Origin of the sequence: Cobetia crustatorum, from assembly GCF_000591415.1 — a bacterium.
GTDB lineage: Bacteria > Pseudomonadota > Gammaproteobacteria > Pseudomonadales > Halomonadaceae > Cobetia > Cobetia crustatorum.
Map to the genome: position 1 here is coordinate 1 of NZ_JEMF01000027.1, position 17,456 is coordinate 17,456.

The 17,456-nt window shown below is 57.2% G+C and carries 16 protein-coding genes; 3 read left to right on the forward strand and 13 right to left on the reverse strand.

Annotated features, from left to right (window positions below; translation table 11 throughout):
* Nucleotides 1-76: 76 nt before the first annotated feature.
* The 6 genes from pepN to BF12_RS0107580 form a co-directional block, all read right to left on the reverse strand.
* Nucleotides 77-2,722 (reverse strand): aminopeptidase N, encoded by a 2,646-nt coding sequence (gene pepN / locus BF12_RS0107550; RefSeq protein ID WP_024951752.1) that lies wholly within the window; start codon nucleotides 2,720-2,722, stop codon nucleotides 77-79.
* Between the two features lie 124 nt (nucleotides 2,723-2,846).
* A complete protein-coding gene (locus BF12_RS0107555; protein ID WP_024951753.1) occupies nucleotides 2,847-3,296 on the reverse strand; it encodes a YbaN family protein in 450 nt (149 codons plus the stop codon).
* Between the two features lie 189 nt (nucleotides 3,297-3,485).
* Nucleotides 3,486-4,706 carry a glycerate kinase gene (locus tag BF12_RS0107560; RefSeq protein ID WP_024951754.1) on the reverse strand — a complete coding sequence of 407 codons (1,221 nt, stop codon included), beginning with the start codon at nucleotides 4,704-4,706 and terminating at the stop codon, nucleotides 3,486-3,488.
* A gap of 186 nt (nucleotides 4,707-4,892) precedes the next feature.
* Nucleotides 4,893-5,735, reverse strand: coding sequence for a CvfB family protein (locus BF12_RS0107570; protein ID WP_024951755.1), 843 nt, complete (start codon nucleotides 5,733-5,735; stop codon nucleotides 4,893-4,895).
* Between the two features lie 218 nt (nucleotides 5,736-5,953).
* Nucleotides 5,954-6,442, reverse strand: coding sequence for a YajQ family cyclic di-GMP-binding protein (locus BF12_RS0107575; protein ID WP_024951756.1), 489 nt, complete (start codon nucleotides 6,440-6,442; stop codon nucleotides 5,954-5,956).
* Nucleotides 6,443-6,575: 133 nt separating this feature from the next.
* Nucleotides 6,576-7,163, reverse strand: coding sequence for a GNAT family N-acetyltransferase (locus BF12_RS0107580; RefSeq protein ID WP_024951757.1), 588 nt, complete (start codon nucleotides 7,161-7,163; stop codon nucleotides 6,576-6,578).
* 218 nt (nucleotides 7,164-7,381) lie between these two features.
* Here BF12_RS0107580 and BF12_RS0107590 point away from each other — a divergent pair, with 218 nt between their 5' ends.
* Nucleotides 7,382-8,929 (forward strand): RimK family ATP-grasp domain-containing protein, encoded by a 1,548-nt coding sequence (locus BF12_RS0107590; protein ID WP_024951758.1) that lies wholly within the window; start codon nucleotides 7,382-7,384, stop codon nucleotides 8,927-8,929.
* A gap of 184 nt (nucleotides 8,930-9,113) precedes the next feature.
* Here BF12_RS0107590 and BF12_RS0107595 read toward each other — a convergent pair whose 3' ends face one another.
* The 6 genes from BF12_RS0107595 to BF12_RS0107620 form a co-directional block, all read right to left on the reverse strand.
* Nucleotides 9,114-9,983: a glycine betaine ABC transporter substrate-binding protein gene (locus tag BF12_RS0107595; protein WP_035159504.1), complete on the reverse strand. Its 870-nt coding sequence runs from the start codon at nucleotides 9,981-9,983 to the stop codon at nucleotides 9,114-9,116.
* Between the two features lie 177 nt (nucleotides 9,984-10,160).
* Nucleotides 10,161-11,015: a DUF2797 domain-containing protein gene (locus BF12_RS0107600; protein WP_084488021.1), complete on the reverse strand. Its 855-nt coding sequence runs from the start codon at nucleotides 11,013-11,015 to the stop codon at nucleotides 10,161-10,163.
* Between the two features lie 92 nt (nucleotides 11,016-11,107).
* Nucleotides 11,108-11,395, reverse strand: a complete 288-nt coding sequence (locus tag BF12_RS0107605) for a YeaC family protein (protein WP_024951761.1) — start codon at nucleotides 11,393-11,395, stop codon at nucleotides 11,108-11,110.
* A gap of 148 nt (nucleotides 11,396-11,543) precedes the next feature.
* Complete coding sequence (locus BF12_RS0107610) at nucleotides 11,544-12,440, reverse strand: rhomboid family intramembrane serine protease (protein WP_024951762.1); 897 nt, start codon at nucleotides 12,438-12,440, stop codon at nucleotides 11,544-11,546.
* Nucleotides 12,441-12,738: 298 nt separating this feature from the next.
* Nucleotides 12,739-13,818: a metallophosphoesterase gene (locus BF12_RS0107615; RefSeq protein ID WP_024951763.1), complete on the reverse strand. Its 1,080-nt coding sequence runs from the start codon at nucleotides 13,816-13,818 to the stop codon at nucleotides 12,739-12,741.
* A 16-nt stretch (nucleotides 13,819-13,834) separates the two neighbouring features.
* Nucleotides 13,835-14,719 carry an NAD(+) kinase gene (locus BF12_RS0107620; RefSeq protein ID WP_024951764.1) on the reverse strand — a complete coding sequence of 295 codons (885 nt, stop codon included), beginning with the start codon at nucleotides 14,717-14,719 and terminating at the stop codon, nucleotides 13,835-13,837.
* Between the two features lie 297 nt (nucleotides 14,720-15,016).
* Here BF12_RS0107620 and BF12_RS19180 point away from each other — a divergent pair, with 297 nt between their 5' ends.
* Together BF12_RS19180 and BF12_RS0107630 are read left to right on the forward strand one after the other, a co-directional pair.
* Nucleotides 15,017-15,673 carry a sigma-70 family RNA polymerase sigma factor gene (locus BF12_RS19180; protein ID WP_024951765.1) on the forward strand — a complete coding sequence of 219 codons (657 nt, stop codon included), beginning with the start codon at nucleotides 15,017-15,019 and terminating at the stop codon, nucleotides 15,671-15,673.
* On the forward strand, nucleotides 15,670-16,473 hold the full coding sequence (locus BF12_RS0107630; RefSeq protein WP_024951766.1) for an anti-sigma factor: 804 nt from the start codon (nucleotides 15,670-15,672) through the stop codon (nucleotides 16,471-16,473). The genes BF12_RS19180 and BF12_RS0107630 overlap by 4 nt, the downstream gene beginning before the upstream one ends.
* Before the next feature lie 196 nt (nucleotides 16,474-16,669).
* Here BF12_RS0107630 and BF12_RS0107635 read toward each other — a convergent pair whose 3' ends face one another.
* Nucleotides 16,670-17,056: a histone-like nucleoid-structuring protein, MvaT/MvaU family gene (locus tag BF12_RS0107635; protein ID WP_024951767.1), complete on the reverse strand. Its 387-nt coding sequence runs from the start codon at nucleotides 17,054-17,056 to the stop codon at nucleotides 16,670-16,672.
* Nucleotides 17,057-17,456: the final 400 nt, after the last annotated feature.

Genomic DNA, 17,456 nt, shown 5'->3' on the forward strand with positions numbered 1-17,456 from the left:
AATTGGTGAGGGCTTCTTTTACATCTGATGACGAGTCAGCCACTCAGAATCCAACAGATCCTGAGATACGCTGGCATCACGCCAGCGCCTTCTCCACGACCTCGTAGACATTACGCGACAGCTTCTCGTTACGAATACGCTCAAGTTCCGTCTTCATCAACGCCTGACGTGCCGCATCGAAGCGTTTGAAGCGGGTCAGCGGTGTGATGATGCGCGCCGCGATATCCGGATTCAGACGATTCAACTCAATCACTACATCCGCCAGCAGGCGATAGCCTTCACCATCAATACGGTGGAAGTTGACGCGATTCTGACCTGCAAAGGTGCCAATCAGCGCACGCACCTTGTTGGGATTGGTCAGCGAGAAAGCCGGATGCTCCATCAGGAAACGCACACGATCCAATACATCGGTCTGCGGGCGAGTGACCTGAATCGCGAACCACTGGTCCATCACCAGCGGATCGTGAGACCAGCGCTCAGCGAAGGCCTTCAGTGCCGGATTACCCAACTCAGTGCGTGAAGAGTGCACCAACAGTGTCAGCGCGGCGCGAACGTCTGTCATGTTATGCGCCGCGGCCAACTGGGCCTGAGCCAGACGCATGCCTTCTTTATCCTCGATACCCATCAGGTAACTGAGTGCAGCATTCTTGAGGCTTCTGCGCGCCATCTGCTCGAAGGTCGGTGCGTACTCACCCTGCTGTTCGTTGGCGTGATAAAGCGCCACGAATTCTTCGCGCAATACGGTCGCCAGCTGCGCCTTGGCCGTCTTGCGCGCCCAATGGATGGCATCGACATCGACAACAGCTTGCTGCTCGGCGATATATGCCTCAGACGGCAACGTCAGCATTTCGGCCAGCACTGCGCGGTCCGTCGGCTCACCCGTCAGCAGGAAACGATACGCCGCCAGCAGACGTTCATCGAGATGCGCCTGCTTGTCACCGCGCTGGAAGGCCGCCATCAGGTCTTCCAGCGCCGCCAGTGCCAGTCGCTGACCACACTCCCAGCGGTTGAAGCCATCACTGTCATGCTGCATCAGGAAGGCCAGCTGCTCGCGGCTATAGTCAAAGCCCAGCTTGACCGGCGCCGAGAAGCCGCGCAGCAACGACGGTACCGGTGCATGCTCGATACCGGTGAAGACGAAGCTCTGCTCGGCTTCGGTCAGCTCCAATACGCTCTCGCTGCCCAGTGATGCACCCTCCAGCACCAACGGCAAGTCATGGCCGTCAGCGCTGACCAGACCCATACGCACCGGAATCACCAGCGGCAGCTTCTCGTTCTGTCCCGGCGTCGGTGCCGTCGTCTGACGTAGCGTCAGCGTGTAGGTCTTGGCCGTTGCATCAAAGACACCACTGGCGGCCACCTCAGGCGTACCCGCCTGCGCGTACCAACGCATGAACTGGGTGAAGTCGCGTCCGGAGGCTTCACTCATCGCACTGATGAAGTCCTCAATGGTGGCTGCACGGCCATCATTCTGCGCGAAGTAGAGGTCACTGCCACGACGGAAGGCCCCTTTGCCCAGCAGATTGGCGACCATGCGCACCACTTCCGAGCCCTTCTCATAAATGGTCAGGGTATAGAAGTTGGAAATCTCGATGTAGGACGCCGGACGCACCGGATGAGCCGTGGGGCCAGCATCTTCGGCAAACTGCGCGGTACGCAACATGGCCACGTCTTCGATACGCTTGACCGGTGCCGAGTTCATGTCCGCCGAGAAGCTCTGATCACGATAGACCGTGAACCCTTCCTTCAATGACAGCTGGAACCAGTCACGACAGGTCACGCGATTACCAGACCAGTTATGGAAGTACTCGTGGGCCACCACGCCTTCGACGCGCTGGAAGGCAGCATCGGTCGCCGTGTCGTGATTGGCCAGCACACAGGAGCTGTTGAAGATATTGAGCCCCTTGTTCTCCATCGCGCCCATGTTGAAATCGTTGACCGCGACAATCATGAAGATATCCAGATCGTACTCACGCCCATACACCTCCTCGTCCCACTTCATGGAAGCCTTGAGCGAGGTCATCGCATGCTGGGTCTTGTCGAGATTCTCTGGCTCGACCCAGATTTCCAGTGCGACATCGCGACCGCTCATGGTAGTGAAGCTGTCGGCATGCTTGACCAGATCCCCCGCCACCAGCGCGAACAGGTAGCAGGGCTTGAGATGCGGATCTTGCCAGGTCACGAAGTGACGGCCGCCTTCCAGCTCACCACGCTCCACGGGATTGCCGTTGGAGAGCAGGATTGGATAATGAGCCTTATCACCGATGACCGTAGTGGTGAACACGGACATCACGTCCGGACGATCCGGGTAATAGGTGATACGACGGAAGCCTTCGGCCTCGCACTGAGTGCAGAACATGCCAGAAGACACGTAGAGCCCTTCCAGCGCCGTATTGGCCGCTGGATCAATAACCACGACCGTCTCAAGCTCACAACGTGCCGGCAAGCCATCGAGTGTCAGATGCGTCTCGCTGATCGTGAACTCGTCACTGGCCAGCACGCGGCCATCGACGCTCACGCGCTCAAGTGTCAGATGCTCGCCATTGAGCACCAGCGGCGGCGTAGCATCGCTGCCAATCGCGGCATCGGGATTGCATTCGAGCGTCAACACGGTGGTAACACGTGTGGCGGAAGGCTCAAGTTCGAAGGTCAGGCGAGTTTCAAGCACTTGCCAGGCCGGAGCCTGATAATCAGCAAGATGGATAGCTGCAGGTTGTGACATGAAGATCTCCGCAATCAACGCCGGCGAAGAACGATAGCTCCGCACGACAAAAAGAATCGGGCACCGAGGGACAACTCGCCTCTTGTGCCCTCAAAACAGCACATATTTGACACCCGTTAGACACTCATTCGCGTGGAAGCGTGTCGCCAGCGGTAGCCTCGGAAGCACTGCCGTCCACGGATGCCACATCACGCTCGCCCTTCGGCTCAGGACGCGTCGCCAGCCAGATCGCCAACAAGGTCAAGAAGACCAACAACGATGCCTTGACCACCAGTACCGACACCGTAAACAGGATGATCAGCATCGAGACAGCCAGCATGCTGACCGCCATGATGCGTGCACGCAGCGGGATGGCGCGTTCTCGCTCCCAGGCGACCAGTGTCGGCCCTATCTGGGGGTGCTCGCGGATATAACGCGCAAAGCGGGGAGAACCTCTGCTGGCACATGCCAGCGCCAACAGCATGAACACGGTCGTTGGCAGCAAAGGCAGAAACATCCCGGCAAACCCGATGGCGAAGAACAACCAAGCCAGGCCCAGCCAGCAAATACGCTTCATACGCCGGAAGATCGTCATCTCGGGTCCTCGTCACCATTGGCCACGCGCTGCTTGCGCTACCTGCCACCAGTCAACCGGCAAGCTGTCCCGGGGGGAAGTGTTTTATGGCTATCTACTTGATAGTACTCACTGCATGGTAACGGGCTTGCCTGAGTCACGAAAGGCTACACGTGCGCAACAACGCCGCACCTCATCCGCGGCACACCATCATCCTTGTGCGCGACGCGCGATCAACCACAGGCGCATGATGGCCTCACAACGGTCCGCCAACAGCTCCGGCGTGCGCGCCAGCGCCTGCTCCAGCGGCATGGCACTGTCACACAGGGTGAAGACGGCACTCACGCCCTCATCGTGCGCGGCCTGCCAGCCCTCGCTCAGCCGCCCTGCCAGCACGATGGCCGGTACGCCTGCAGCCCTGGCGGCACGCGCCGCGCCAATCGGTGTCTTGCCACCCAGACTCTGGCCATCCAGGCCACCTTCTCCCGTGATCAACAGATCACACTGCGAGAGGCGTTCAGTGACATTCAGACGCTCCATCACCAACTCGATACCGGGTCTGAGCGCACCCGATAGCCAGGCAGCTGCCGCATATCCCATACCGCCCGCGGCCCCCGCACCGGCAAGCGTCGATTGGTCGCCGCAGAGGACGTCAGTGCTCAAACGTGCGAAGTGAGCCAGCGCCGCATCAAGCTCTGCGACCTGCGCTGCGCTGGCCCCCTTCTGTGGCCCGAAGACAGCGGTAGCGCCTCGCGGGCCACACAGCGGATTGTCCACATCGACCGCTGCAGCCACGTTTAGCGTCGCAAGCCGTGCATCCAGTCCGCTGGCATCCAGACTGGCGAGCTGAGCCAGCGCCGCGCCGCCGGGTGGCAATGCCTCGCCCTGAGCATCCAGCAAGCGCAGCCCCAACGCCTGCAGCATGCCGCTGCCACCATCATTGGTCGCACTGCCACCCAGCGTCAGAATCAGTTGCTCGGCACCAGCATCAAGCGCGGCAAGAATCAGCTCGCCCACGCCGTGAGTACTGGCAATGCGTGCATCGCGCTCATCAGGACTGAGCAGATGCAGACCGCTGGCCTCAGCAAGCTCGACAATTGCGGTGCGACTGCCCGGCTGCCAGCCCCATTGAGCGCTGACCTTGCGTCCGAGTGGGTCTTGTACCTGACAACGGCGCGCCTCGATGGGGTCTGACTCGCTGGCTGCCGCCAACAGTGCGGCCAGCGTCCCTTCGCCGCCATCGCCCAGCGGACATAGGTCCAACGTGGCATCAGGCAGCACGCGCCGAATACCTGTCGCCATGGCATCAGCAGCATCACTGGCCGCCAACGCCTCCTTGAAGCTGTCAGGAGCCAGCAGAATACGTAGTGCAGACGATGAAGCCGAAGCGGGGACAGATCCTGAAACAGGGACAGAGACGGAGGCAGACATGCGGACTTTCCTTGTCGAAGAGAATGGGCTTGAGAACGAATCAGGCAGGTACACCACTAAAAGTATCGTGCGCCATGAGCAGCGATACGCCTTCATTGGTGCCATGCGTTGCCCATAAACGCAACTGCCGCCCGTCGGAAGCCCGAGAGGCGGCAGTTGAAGTTCACTGATCCAACAACGTTCTGCTTACTTCACCAGCCGCGTTTCCGTCGGGGTCAGGCTCACCTTGCCTTCGCGCTTCAGATGACCAAGCGCGCGCTTGAAGTTGGCCTTGCTGGCGCCGAAGGCTTCGCTGACGGCTTCCGGTGCGCTCTTGTCGCCCAGTGGCAATACACCACCGCTAGCTTCAAGGCTCGCCAGAATGCGATCTGCTAGCTGTTGATGCCCTGCCGGTCCCGGTGCCTGCGGCGTCAGATCGATATTGCCATCGCCATCATTCTTCAACACCCATAGACGCAGACGATTACCGATGCGCAAGCGAGTGAAGATGCGGTCATGATGAACAAGGCCCCAGTGGGTATTGTTGATGATGATCTTCATACCCAGCTCTGTACGTGCAGCAACCAGTCCAGAGATTTCCTCGCCTGCGACATACTCGCTTGGAATCTTGTCCAACCAGCGGTCAAGACGCATCGAGGCGACCATGCGGTCACTGTGCTTGTCGAGGCCCACGTGCACCATCGCAAACTGGCCGGCCTTGAGCTCGCGCTTGCGCTCACCGTAAGGCAGCAATAGATCCTTGCTGAGGCCGTTGTCGAGGAAGGTGCCAATGTCGTTGACTTCGACCACCTTGAGCGCAGCGAATTCACCGGCCATGGCACGCGGATAACGCGTAGTGGCCAGCAGTCGGTCTTCATCATCAAGGCTGACGAAGACTTCGACAGCATCACCGACATCAGAACCAGGCGGAATGAAGGGCGTCGGCAGCAGAATTTCACCATGACTGCCGCCATCGAGGAAGACGCCGAAGCCGACCCGCTTGGTGATCGTCAGGGTGTTGCGCTGGCCGATAGCGAGCGGAGCAGACATGTAACCTCTCTTTGCGCAAACACTGCGCGGGTATTGCGAATAGTGGCGAACGGCTCCAAAACAGCGCTATTGAAGCAAGCGATGCTTTCGAAATCCAAACACCTGACCAACCACCTGAATCAAACGAAGACAGCACCGCCCGCAATGAGCGGGCGATGCTGAGCGTGACAGATACGTGAGTTCTGGCTTTTGAGCCTTACTGCTCAACTCCAGGTGTATCAGTCGCGGAAATTATTGAACTGCAGCGGCAGCTCGATGCCTTCATCACTTTTGAGCAATGCCATGGCGCCCTGAAGGTCATCACGCTTCTTGCCGGTCACACGCACTTTCTCGCCCTGGATCTGTGCCTGCACCTTGAGCTTGGCATCCTTGAGCGCCTTGACGACCTTCTTGGCGTTCGCCTGATCAAGCCCCTGACGCAGCACCAGCTGCTGACGGGCGCGAACACCGCCACTTTCAGGGTCCTTCTCTTCCAGACAGCGCACGTCGATACCGCGTGCAATCAAGCGTCCCTTGAGCAGATCAATCATCTGACGCAGCTGAAAGTCAGCTTCTGCTTCAAGATTGACGTTCTCTTCCTTTTCGAGTGTGAAGGTGGCGGTCACGCCCTTGAAGTCGAAGCGAGTCGCGAGTTCGCGATTGGCCTGATCGACGGCGTTCTGAACTTCGTGTTTATCGAGTTCGGAGACAATATCGAATGACGGCATGGAGTGATTCCTTTAGAGCCTTGAAAAATAGCGCATTGAAGCGAAAGCACCCTAGAACGAAAGTGCCATAAAGAACAGCGCATCCTAGCCCATGGAGGCGAATCGCGCCATGCCCACGAGCAAGGAGTCTGACTTAGACGACATTGGCCTCGACAAGCGCCATCAGCGTCTTGCGCATCTGCCAGGCCGAAGCACCATCAGCATAGTAATCCGTCAGACGGCCGCATTTGACAAAGCCATGGCGCTCGTAGAGTGCAATGGCAGGTGCATTGCCGGTATGCACCTCAAGATCTAGCTGCTGACAGCCATGTTCACAGGCCAGGCGCTCAAGCTCACTCAGTAACTGTTGCGCCAAGCCGCGTCCGCGCGCATCGGGATGCAGACAGAAAGAATAGAGCCGTGCACGTTGTGAATTGCGTCGAAACAGCAAGGTACCGTAACCCAATACGCTACGTAGCGGCGTGGCATCATCCTGCTCAACGCTGCCTGCCGGCCACAGGGCAGCGATGACATCACCAGAGGTCGCAGCTGCGCTAGAACTCTGTAGAGATGATGCCGCCTCTTCATCGGGCTGAATGACCACCAGCGTGCACGCATTGGCACGCAGAACAAGATGAGACAGCTGACGGCGACTGAACCAATCGCTGTCGAAGCTCACTTCCTCGAGCTCTACAAGCGCATCGAGATCGGCCCGAATGGCGGGACGCAGAATGGGGTTCATGGTGCAGGCTCTCTCGCTTGGCAGTGCCCGCAAGCTGCATCATGGGCAGCTTGAACTGGCGTGTTGGGATGCGCTGCATTCTGGCCATGCAAACGTGTCTTGTCTTGGCCTGATTGCATGAAATTATTTCACCTTTCAGGCTATTGCGATGACAGAGATTATTTTTCATGATGCGCGCATTCGGCACCGCTTCGGTGCCTGCCCTTCGAGGCTCTGAGATGTCACGTCTGCGTATTGTGGTTGACCGTGTTTCCGACTGGCGCGCTTTCTATCCCAGCGACGACGTCATCAGTGCCCATGATTTTCTCTCAGAGCTTTCAAGCGATGCACCTGCCGTGGCACTGGGCGATGATGCGCCGCAGCCTGCGACTCATGTCATCAACCTGTGCGGGGGTCTCGACTACCTGGGTATCGGCTATTACGTCTCGTTACTGGCTCAGGCACGCGGCCAGAAAGCGCTGCCGACAGTGGAGACGCTCAATCAGCTATCGCGTAAATCGCTGATCGACATGGAGCTGGGCGGCATTCGCGTGCTGCTTGAGGAGCTGACGCGCAAGGGTGCCCTGCCAGCCCCCGCCAGTCAGCCACTCATCGAGGGCAAGCGGGCACGCCTTGATCTCCTGCTGACCTTCGGTGAAAGCGATGATCCTGCACTGTCGCGACTGGGGCGCAAGCTGTTCGAGCGACTGCCCTGCCCGCTGCTGGAAGTGCGTCTGGAAGCGCGTGGCGATACCTGGATACTCAAGCGTGTGCGTCCTCAGTCACTGAGCCATCTGGCAGAGTGCGATGAAGACCGTTTTGCACAGGCGATAAACCGTCATTCGCGCAAGGTATGGCGCACGCCCAAGGCACGTCATCATTATCGCTTTGACTTGGCGATGCTGGTGGACCCTGAAGAGGAACTTCCGCCCTCCAATCGCACGGCACTCAAGCACTTCATTCGTGAGGGCCGACGACTGGGTATTGATGTCAGCCTGATCACACGCCGTGACGAGGGCCGTCTGGCCGAATTCGATGGCCTGTTCATCCGCGAAACGACCAGCCTTGATCATCACACTTACCGGATGGCAAAGCGTGCCGAGTACGAAGGGCTGGTAGTAATGGATGATAGTCAGTCGATTCTGCGCTGCACCAACAAGGTCTTTCTGCACGAACTACTCAAGGCACGCGGTCTAAGCGCGCCCCAGGGGCGCCTGATTCATCGCGGTGAGCTTCGTCAGCTGGCCGAGCGTGGCCAGCACATGCGCTATCCGCTGGTGATGAAGGTACCCGATGGCGCTTTCTCCCGCGGTATCGTCAAGATTGACGGCCCGGAAGCGCTGGTGCGTGAGGCCGAGCGCCTCTTCCACGACTCAGCACTGCTGTTGTTGCAGGAGTGGCTGCCGACGGAATTCGATTGGCGCATCGGTGTCCTCGACGGCAAGGTGTTGTTCGCCAGCCGCTACTACATGGCGCGCGGCCATTGGCAGATCTATGACCACAGTGGTGCGCGTACTCGTTCCGGTGGCTTTGCCACGATAGATCCGAGTGAAGCCCCTCTAGCCATCATCAAGGCCGCACTGAAAGCGACACGCCTGATCGGCGATGGTCTGTATGGTGTTGACCTCAAGCAGCTGGAGGACCGCGTCGTGGTCATCGAGGTCAATGACAATCCAAATCTGGATGCGGGCGTTGAGGATGTCGTGCTCGGTCGCGAGCTTTATCGTCGCGTGATGGAAGTCTTCCTGGAACGCATGCAGGCACGACGCCAGCCCGTGCTTGGCTAACTCGTGCGTAGCTAAACCGCCCCTGAGCTTAGGTGGGCCAAGCCTCCCGGCCATCATGACTCAGGATAGCGACTCTGTGCCTTTGCCTGAGCGCAGCACGCCCACCATGTTAGACAGGCGGGCGTGCTGCATTCAGGCTTTCGATCATGTCAGGCCATGCTGCTAAGCCATGCTGACAGCCCTATCAGAGACCACCCGCCGTCAACCAGCGTTCAATCTGCGCAGGGTGCTCATCAATCCAAGCCTGCGCGCCCTCCACCGGGTCACCGCGTGACTCGATCCCTGCCATCAGTGTGGCAAGTTCTTCATCACTCATTTCCCATGCATTCAAGACTTGTGTGATCTTCGGAAAGTCCTCGCCAAACGCGAGACGCGACATCCAATAAATATCTTCATTATCGCCGTAAACACCTTCAGGGTCTTTCAGGTACTTGAGGTCATATTGGGCGAATGCCCAATGAGGATTCCATAGCGTCACGAGCATCGGCGCCTGACGTGAATATGCATCACTCAATGCCGACATCATCGCGGGCTCCGAGGAATTGACCTGCTTCATATCGAGTTCATAGCGATCAATCGCATCATCTGTCAAGGCAGCAATGGCAGATCCGGCATCGATGCCTAGCACTGTTGGCCGCCCCTTATAGGCGAATTCATCTTCACGCCCCTTGAGGTCCGCAATGGAATCAATATCCACATAACTTGGCACTACCAACCCAAGTCCAGTACCACGGTACCAGATGTCGTGAACTTCAATATCGTCATCATAGGGTGCTAGAAACGGTGCATCTGTCGTAGGTAGCCACAACTCCAGCGTGACATCGATATCACGAGTCGCAAGCCCGGCAAACAATACACTCTTGCCAATGGACTTCAGTTCGACGTCATAGCCTCGCGTGTCTAGCAGCAGTTTCCACATATTGGCGACAGCCACGTTCTCAGCCCAATTATTGGTACCGAGAATCACCTTACGGTCATCGGAGGCTTGTGCTTGACCAAGCGTCGTACTCAATGCCACCGCGCCTAGCAGGCCGAATAATGCTCTCTTGATCATGCCACCGTCCCTTTGTTATCAATATTATATAATTATTTATAATTGAATTATGGAAATACCATAACAAAAAGGAATAAAAATTTCATCCTTTGGGCCAAATGCAACAACGCCCGCTCCTCCTGCAAAGAGGGAGCGGGCGTTGTTGTTGAGTCAGAAGAGTCAATGTGACGACAATATTTACTCGCCCAGCGTGACTTCTACCTCATAACCGGTGAACTTGCGCAGGTTGATCACTCCAGTGTCGAGAATCAGGTACTGACCCTTGAGGCCCTCGAGCACACCTTCCACGACGGGTGTCTTGTCAAAGTTGAATGACGTGACCTTGGTGGGCGCAGTACGTACTGGAAAATCAAACGCCAGTGGCGTCGTTCTCAGCACACGAATGGCACCCTCACCACAATGTGCCTGTAGCGCTGCCAGCCCATCTTCCATCTGTGCGAGTAGTTGATCACGCTCGGCTTCCAGATCCAGCTCAGCCACATCGCCTTTCAGCATTGCGCGCCAGTTGGTTCTGTCATTGACCGCCTGCTTGAACAATACCTCGACCAGCCCAGACTGCAGCCGGTTGGACACCTCGACAATCGGTAGCGCCTGAATGGCGCCCTGATCAAACCAGCGGGTCGGCATCTGAGTCGCACGTGTAATGCCGACCTTGAGTCCCGAGGAATTGGCGAGATAAACGATGTGCGGCTGGAAACAGAACTGCTCGCCCCACTCCGGGTCACGACAGGTGCCCTCGGCGAAGTGGCAGGTTTCTGGCTTCATGATGCAGCCATCGCACTGCGGCAGCTTGCGAAAACAGGGGTAGCAATGGCCCTGCGCGAAGCTATTCTTGGTCTTGCGACCGCAATGTGTACAGTGAATCTGGCCACTGAAGGTCAAGCGTATCGGCTGGCCCAGATAAGCGTTCAGAGGCTGGCGCTCATCACCGAGACGCAGGACGTAATTGGCAGTCACACGCTCACGCAGGCCAGCAACGGCATCGGGTGAGGTATCGATCACCACCGGCTCGCCTGACGGCTCAATCGCCATCTTGCCAAGCGTACCGCTCAGCGTACGAGGCTCTGCACTGTCGCTAGCCTTGCGCTCTTGGCCTTCGTTTGCGTCCAGCACATCGTCGAGTGTCAATTGACCCACTTGATCTGCTCCGGCTCATCCTTGGTAGCCTTATTTTCAGTAGGCTCATCATCACGCGGGCCACAGGTGCCGTTATCGATGAAACCAACTCGCGACTCGGGCGGTACATTATTGTGCGCTTCGTACTTGATGACGGCTTCCATGCACAGCTCGACCTGCTCTGGCGTCAGCACTCGACCATCCGGCCACTTACGTAGCTGCATGGATTGCTTGAGGCTCTCATAGATAGCGGGCGTCATCTGTCCCACCATGCCGTCAAAGGTCATGTTGCTCATGGCTTCTCTCCTGATACTGGGCCACGGCTGCCGTCGCAGACCGTGATTGATGGCCGTCATTCTATCACTGTCATCTTCCCCGCTGTCAGCATGCGAGCCATGACAGCACCTGGGCTACCTGCCGTGTATCTCCAACCACGCATTTCAGCTAGCGCTTGGCTGCCTGCCTACGCGTGCGCCTCGGTAGCAGAAAGCCAAGTACCAGGCCTGACAGCAAGCCCCCTAGATGCGCTTCATTGGCAATGGCACCAAGCCCGATAGCACTCGATAGCGGTGTCATGCACAGCACTAGATAGATCAGCATGAAAATCATCAGTGAGCGTTGGATCTGATAGCCAAGCCCCGGACGGCGACGAGCCGCCATGAACACATAGCCGATGACCGCGAAATCGATACCGGAAAGACCGCCAAACAACACGCTGCCTACCGCGTATTGCGCCAGATTGGCAGCAATGCCGCTGATCAATAGCACCAGAGCGAAACGCCAAGGACCATCAATGGCTTCGATCTGTCGTCCAAAGACCCACAGCCACAGCAGATTGAAGACAAGGTGCAGCACGCCGAAATGCATCAATGATGGCGACCACAGTCGCCACCATTCACCAGATAGCGTGGCCGACAATGTCTCTGGACGAATGTGCTGGGGGTCAATCAATTCAAAAGGCACGATCGCCAGCCACTGAAAGACAGCGGCCTGACCGAGCGAGTACTGCGCCAACACGGTCAGGCAGCAGGCAAGGCCTACCAGCCAGGTTAACGGTGTCTGACGCACGAGAGGCCAGAGGCCGGTGGATTTCACGCCATATGAGCGAGTAGTGGCCGAATCAGCATCGCGCAGCGGTTCGCCATTCGAATGGCGTTCCAACATCGCAACCACGATAGGCAACTTTTCAGGGTCAGCCAGCCACAGCACTTGCTTGACCTCGTCGACACCTGGCGACGCGTCAGCGTCGTGCGTAATTTGATGACCAATTCCCTCTGCCCACAACGCTTCGCGCAATGAGCGGCTATCAAACGTCTGCGGTAACGTCAGAACCTTGAACATGCAGTGCCCTTAGCAGTACTTAACAAGTAGTAATGCACCGTCGACGTGCTGCCGCGACGCAGAAAGAAGACATGACGGGCGAGACATCAGCATATCGTCCCAGATTGTCAGCAGATAGGCATAAAAAAAGCCCGGTGGGGGGCCACCGGACTGAGCAAGGGATCATTCAAGGGAACACTTACTCAGAGTACGCCAACAGTGAATGGTTCACTGAATAACGATTGAAAAAAGCAATCAACAGCAACCAATATTTTAAAAAATCCTATACGACGATTCCAACACTCTACGCTACCACTGACTACTCCGCAGGCTCATCATGGCTTGGGCCTCGACTTGCCAATGCATCAACCGGTAGCTCTTCAGGCAGTGGTCGCCGAGAGGGCTCACGTGGGACCGGCACCCAAACAAAGTTTTCAGCGTCCAATGTTGCTTCACCACTGAAGCGATAGGCCACCAGTCGACCGAACTTTACGGCGCTGTAATCCAGGCAGGCAATGTTAGGCGCAGGCAGCGCTGGCAGACCCTCGCACCAATAGTGCCCAAGGAACAACGGCGGCTGCTCTGGCCCGTAATAGGGCAGGTTCGAAAGCTCGTCATCACTCAACCAGCGCGATTCCAATTCGCCCGGCAGATTGTCCGGCTGAAAGACGACATCACCATAGGTACGCGGTTCGCGTGCCCAGAAATGCGTGCGGAAACTGCGCCGCGTAAAGCCATCGCCGGAGTGAATCTCGATGCCTTCCGGCAGGCGTAGACTCGCACCACGCGTCAGTCGCTCCAGTACACGCCAGGCAAAGCTGTTGGAATCAATGGAATCATGCAGAAAATCTTCATCGATACGCCCGTCGGGGTAGCGCTCCAGGAAAGCACGCACCAACGACTCATCCCAGCAAGCATGAACCACCCGCAGCCCGCTCTTGCCCGGAGCTAGCGGTGGTAGATCAAGACACAACGGCATACGCATGAACCAGCGCAGTGCTTCATCCCATTCATCAGGATGATGCTGATACTGTTCCAGCGTCTCACGAATGATGCGGTTATGCCGTGACGTGTGGGGGCGCAGAAAATCGCGGTGCTCTTCGCCCTTGTGCTGACGAGCACGCCGACAGTACGCCAATGCATTGTATTCGTGATTGCCCATCACGATCAGCGCCTCGCCAGCATCTACCATACGACTAGCCAGCTGAACCGCTAGCCGAATACGCGGACCACGATCAATGATATCACCGAGGAAAATCACCTTGCGCGTCGGATGACGATAAACCCCATCGATCAGATGATAGCCGAGCGTTTCCAACAGCGTCGCCAATGTAGCGCCGCAGCCATGTACATCACCGATCAGGTCATAGCCATCTTGTGGCGTCACAAACTTATTCATGCAGTGAGCCTTGATGTCATTCGCCGAGGCGGTTGCTCCAGCCGAGCTTGGTACGACAGATCTCGAAATAGTTGTGCTCCAGCGGATGAATCAGTGTCAGGCGCTCGCGCTTGCGGCGGATCTTTAGCACATCTCCCGGCTTGGCGACCACCTGCGTCTGACCATCACAGCTGATATGCGGATAGGTCGAGTTGCTGGCACTGATATGCAGCGTGATCTCGCTGGCCGCGTCGATGACAATCGGGCGACTGGACAGCGTATGCGGGAACATCGGTACCAGCGTGATGGCCTCAAGGCGAGGGTGCACAATCGGACCGCCACCTGACAACGCATAGGCCGTTGATCCTGTCGGAGTTGCGACAATCAGGCCATCAGAGCGCTGCGAGTAGACGAACTGTCCATCGATGAAGAGCTCAAACTCGATCATGCGTGCAGCCTTGCCGGGATGCAGCACAACATCATTCAAACCATCTGCAGCACCTATCTTCTCGTTATCACGAAACACCTCTGCCTCCAGCAGAAAGCGCTGCTCACTGAGGTACTGGCCCTCGAGCACTTCTGCGACTTTCTGCTCCAGCTCATCGGGTCGAATGTCGGTGAGAAAGCCCAGCCGTCCACGATTGACTCCCAGAACCGGGGTGCCACTACGACAGAGCGCGCGTGCGGCGCCCAGCAAACTACCATCACCGCCGACAACGATGACCAGATCACAGCGTTCGCCGATCTGGCGACGACTACCCACTTCCAGGCCATGGTCCAGCAACAGCGTGGCGGTGCGTTCTTCGATCACCATGGCGAGCCCACGGGCGTCCAAAAAGCGAATCAGGCGCTTGAGCGTGTCCACTACCTGAGCACTGCCTAGCCGGCCGATCACGCCGATCGTATTGAATGTCTGCTCCATTGCGCCTCCCCGGCTGTCATGCGGGCCATTATGCGGACTCCCTGTACAGGCGGCAATGCGCCCTTCTTCCGTAGAGGTTCTTGTCTCACGTCGCCTCCCCCCCCCTCCGCTCGATGTTGCATAACATCGACTCCCCATACATCCATCTTCCGCGCATGAGCGTTAATCCATCAGTCCCTCATGTCCTGTGCGGCTGTGTTTTCGATGTCATTGATTCTCGATGCACCTTGTTCTTGGCGCCCGCTGGCTCTCGAGAACTCACCGTCGCCTGTGCCTTGCTTTCAGGAGTACCTGCTCATGCAGCTTGCCATCGCCCAAGGGTGCGACTACCGTCACTTGAACAATGGATCTCCACCCAGAGGAGCCGGCACCACCATGCCAGCACACACACCGTCTGCCAGTCCGCAGGAACCGGACACCTTCGACCACGCCAGCGCTATCGAAGCCTGTGCCCGTGGCGAAGAGTCCGCCTTTCGTAGTCTCTATGATCTGGAATCGGGTCGTATGCTAGCGCTCGCCATGCGTTTGCTGGGAAGCCGTGATCAGGCCGAAGATGCCGTTCACGATGCCTTCATCAAGCTGTGGTCCAACGCTGGGCAATATCGACGAGAATTGGGGAATGGTCGTGCCTGGCTGTTCAGCATTCTGCGCTATCGTGCGCTGGATCAGCTACGCGCTCAGGGGCGTACACCGCGTGGTAACAGCGATGCGCTTGAGACCCTGGCGGATCTACTCGCCAACCCCGAAGCTGCCGCAGATAACACCCAGACAGCCCATCAGCTCAGCGATTGTCTCGGTGAACTTGAACTGCCTCGTCGTGAGCCTATATTGCTGGCCTTCTTCAAAGGGCTGACCCACGAGCAGATCGCAGAGAAAATGAGCTCACCGCTCGGCACTATCAAGGGACGCATTCGCGCCGGACTCAAGCTACTGCAGGAGTGCCTGTCACGATGAACACTTCCCTTATTCCTGATACGCCAGAAGAGCAGAACCTGTTGCTGGGTGAGCATACGCTTGGCCTGCTGGATCCTGAACGAGAAGAAGAAATACGTGCCTGGATCGCCCGTGATGATGAAGCCGCTCGTATGGCGCTTCGCTGGCAGCAACACTGGCTGAGTGTCAGTGATCGCCTTCCGCCGGAACCAGCTTCCGATTCTCTCTGGAAGCGTATTGATGCCAGTCTTACACGCCTGAAGCAAGCGCCAGCCTCGGCACCGACGAGCCGTGAAGAAACGCGTCAGCCGTCGTGGCTTGTGCGCTGGCTGGGAGGCGGCATCGGCCTTGGGCTGGGTGCAGGTCTGGCACTCGCGCTTGCGATGCAGGTTGGTCCCTTTGCGCCTCAGGAAGGTATTGATACCGGCACGCCTGATATGGCGGTGCAGGCACCCGACACCATTGAACAGCGCATGGTGGCTGTTCTGCAGACACTGGAAGATCCGGGTACTCCGACCTGGGTTGCGCATGTCACTACTGCCGGTGGACTGCAGTTGACGCCCAAGGCCAACATAGAGCGGCCATCAGATCGAGTTATCGAACTGTGGACGCTGACCGACCCAACCGAAGGTCCTCGTTCGTTGGGCCTGGTAGATCCTGTTGCAGGCATCGAGCTGAGCGCTGCGCAGATTGGCAGCATGAACCCAGGCCAGCTGCTGGAAATGACGCTGGAGCCAGAGGGTGGCTCCCCGACGGGCAAACCGACGGGCAAGGTGCTCGCTATCGGCCGCTTGGTTGATCTCAATCAACTGGACAGCTAAACGCGAAGCACTCCATGAACTTGGATGCACCTGAAAGCGTGAAAACTTTCAGGTGCATGAAAGATCTAGTGCACGAAACGCTGTAAAGACACCAGACATCAAAAAGCCCCGCATTCGCGGGGCTTTTTGATGTTCGAATACTGCTTAGAATATCAGCGCGAATGCGATATTGATCACATCCCAAGGCGCGAACAACTTAGCTTTCGGTGCGTTCCAACCAGGATTCAACCGTTTCAGCACCGTGAGCTTCTTTCCACTCTTTCAGCTGCTTGTGGTTACCACCACGAGTCTCGATCACTTCACCCGTGTTCGGGTTGTTGTAGATCTTGAGCTTGCGCTTGCGACGCACGCCACCAGACTTGTTCTCACCAGCGGCAGCAGCAGCCGGGGTCTGGGCAGCCTTCGGGTCCAGCAGAGAGATGACATCACGCGTGGACTTGCCATACTCGCTCATCAAGGCATCCAGCTTGTCCTTGAATTCAAGTTCGTTTTTCAGGCGATCATCATTGCGCAGGGTTTCGAGTTGCTCTTGAAGTTTCTTGAGCTCTTGTTCTTTCTGCATGAAGTCAGTTAGCAGGGACATGGACATCTCCAGTTTGTCGGGACAGACAGTTAAGACACAGGAAGGTTATTCTGAAAATTAGTCGGGGAAATATTCATTCGCCTGACAAACAAATCATCACCTACCTGAAAGATTTGTGCGGAGCACTCGGGACAGTTAAGCACCCGCACAAGGACAGGAGCGATTATAGACCAGAGATACCCGCAGCGTGAAGCGTTAAATAGCGTGTTTCAAAAATATGCAATATTTGATGGTATTGCAATAGCCTTCTCCAAAACAATACTCAATACCTACTGGCGTCATTAACCCATATCATCAATCACGGCGGTTACGAGACGGTTTTCTTGATAGAGAAGATATTGTATCTACGACAGGATCTCTCGCTTTAAGGCTGTGAGAGCACGGCGGTCTCAAGTTCCAA

Coding starts and splice junctions, on each gene's coding strand:
- pepN (WP_024951752.1), bottom strand. CDS start 2,722: ATGTCACAACCTGCAGCTATCCATCTTGCTGATTATCAGGCTCCGGCC.
- BF12_RS0107555 (WP_024951753.1), bottom strand. CDS start 3,296: ATGACGATCTTCCGGCGTATGAAGCGTATTTGCTGGCTGGGCCTGGCT.
- BF12_RS0107560 (WP_024951754.1), bottom strand. CDS start 4,706: ATGTCTGCCTCCGTCTCTGTCCCTGTTTCAGGATCTGTCCCCGCTTCG.
- BF12_RS0107570 (WP_024951755.1), bottom strand. CDS start 5,735: ATGTCTGCTCCGCTCGCTATCGGCCAGCGCAACACCCTGACGATCACC.
- BF12_RS0107575 (WP_024951756.1), bottom strand. CDS start 6,442: ATGCCGTCATTCGATATTGTCTCCGAACTCGATAAACACGAAGTTCAG.
- BF12_RS0107580 (WP_024951757.1), bottom strand. CDS start 7,163: ATGAACCCCATTCTGCGTCCCGCCATTCGGGCCGATCTCGATGCGCTT.
- BF12_RS0107590 (WP_024951758.1), top strand. CDS start 7,382: ATGTCACGTCTGCGTATTGTGGTTGACCGTGTTTCCGACTGGCGCGCT.
- BF12_RS0107595 (WP_035159504.1), bottom strand. CDS start 9,983: ATGATCAAGAGAGCATTATTCGGCCTGCTAGGCGCGGTGGCATTGAGT.
- BF12_RS0107600 (WP_084488021.1), bottom strand. CDS start 11,015: ATGGCGATTGAGCCGTCAGGCGAGCCGGTGGTGATCGATACCTCACCC.
- BF12_RS0107605 (WP_024951761.1), bottom strand. CDS start 11,395: ATGAGCAACATGACCTTTGACGGCATGGTGGGACAGATGACGCCCGCT.
- BF12_RS0107610 (WP_024951762.1), bottom strand. CDS start 12,440: ATGTTCAAGGTTCTGACGTTACCGCAGACGTTTGATAGCCGCTCATTG.
- BF12_RS0107615 (WP_024951763.1), bottom strand. CDS start 13,818: ATGAATAAGTTTGTGACGCCACAAGATGGCTATGACCTGATCGGTGAT.
- BF12_RS0107620 (WP_024951764.1), bottom strand. CDS start 14,719: ATGGAGCAGACATTCAATACGATCGGCGTGATCGGCCGGCTAGGCAGT.
- BF12_RS19180 (WP_024951765.1), top strand. CDS start 15,017: ATGCAGCTTGCCATCGCCCAAGGGTGCGACTACCGTCACTTGAACAAT.
- BF12_RS0107630 (WP_024951766.1), top strand. CDS start 15,670: ATGAACACTTCCCTTATTCCTGATACGCCAGAAGAGCAGAACCTGTTG.
- BF12_RS0107635 (WP_024951767.1), bottom strand. CDS start 17,056: ATGTCCCTGCTAACTGACTTCATGCAGAAAGAACAAGAGCTCAAGAAA.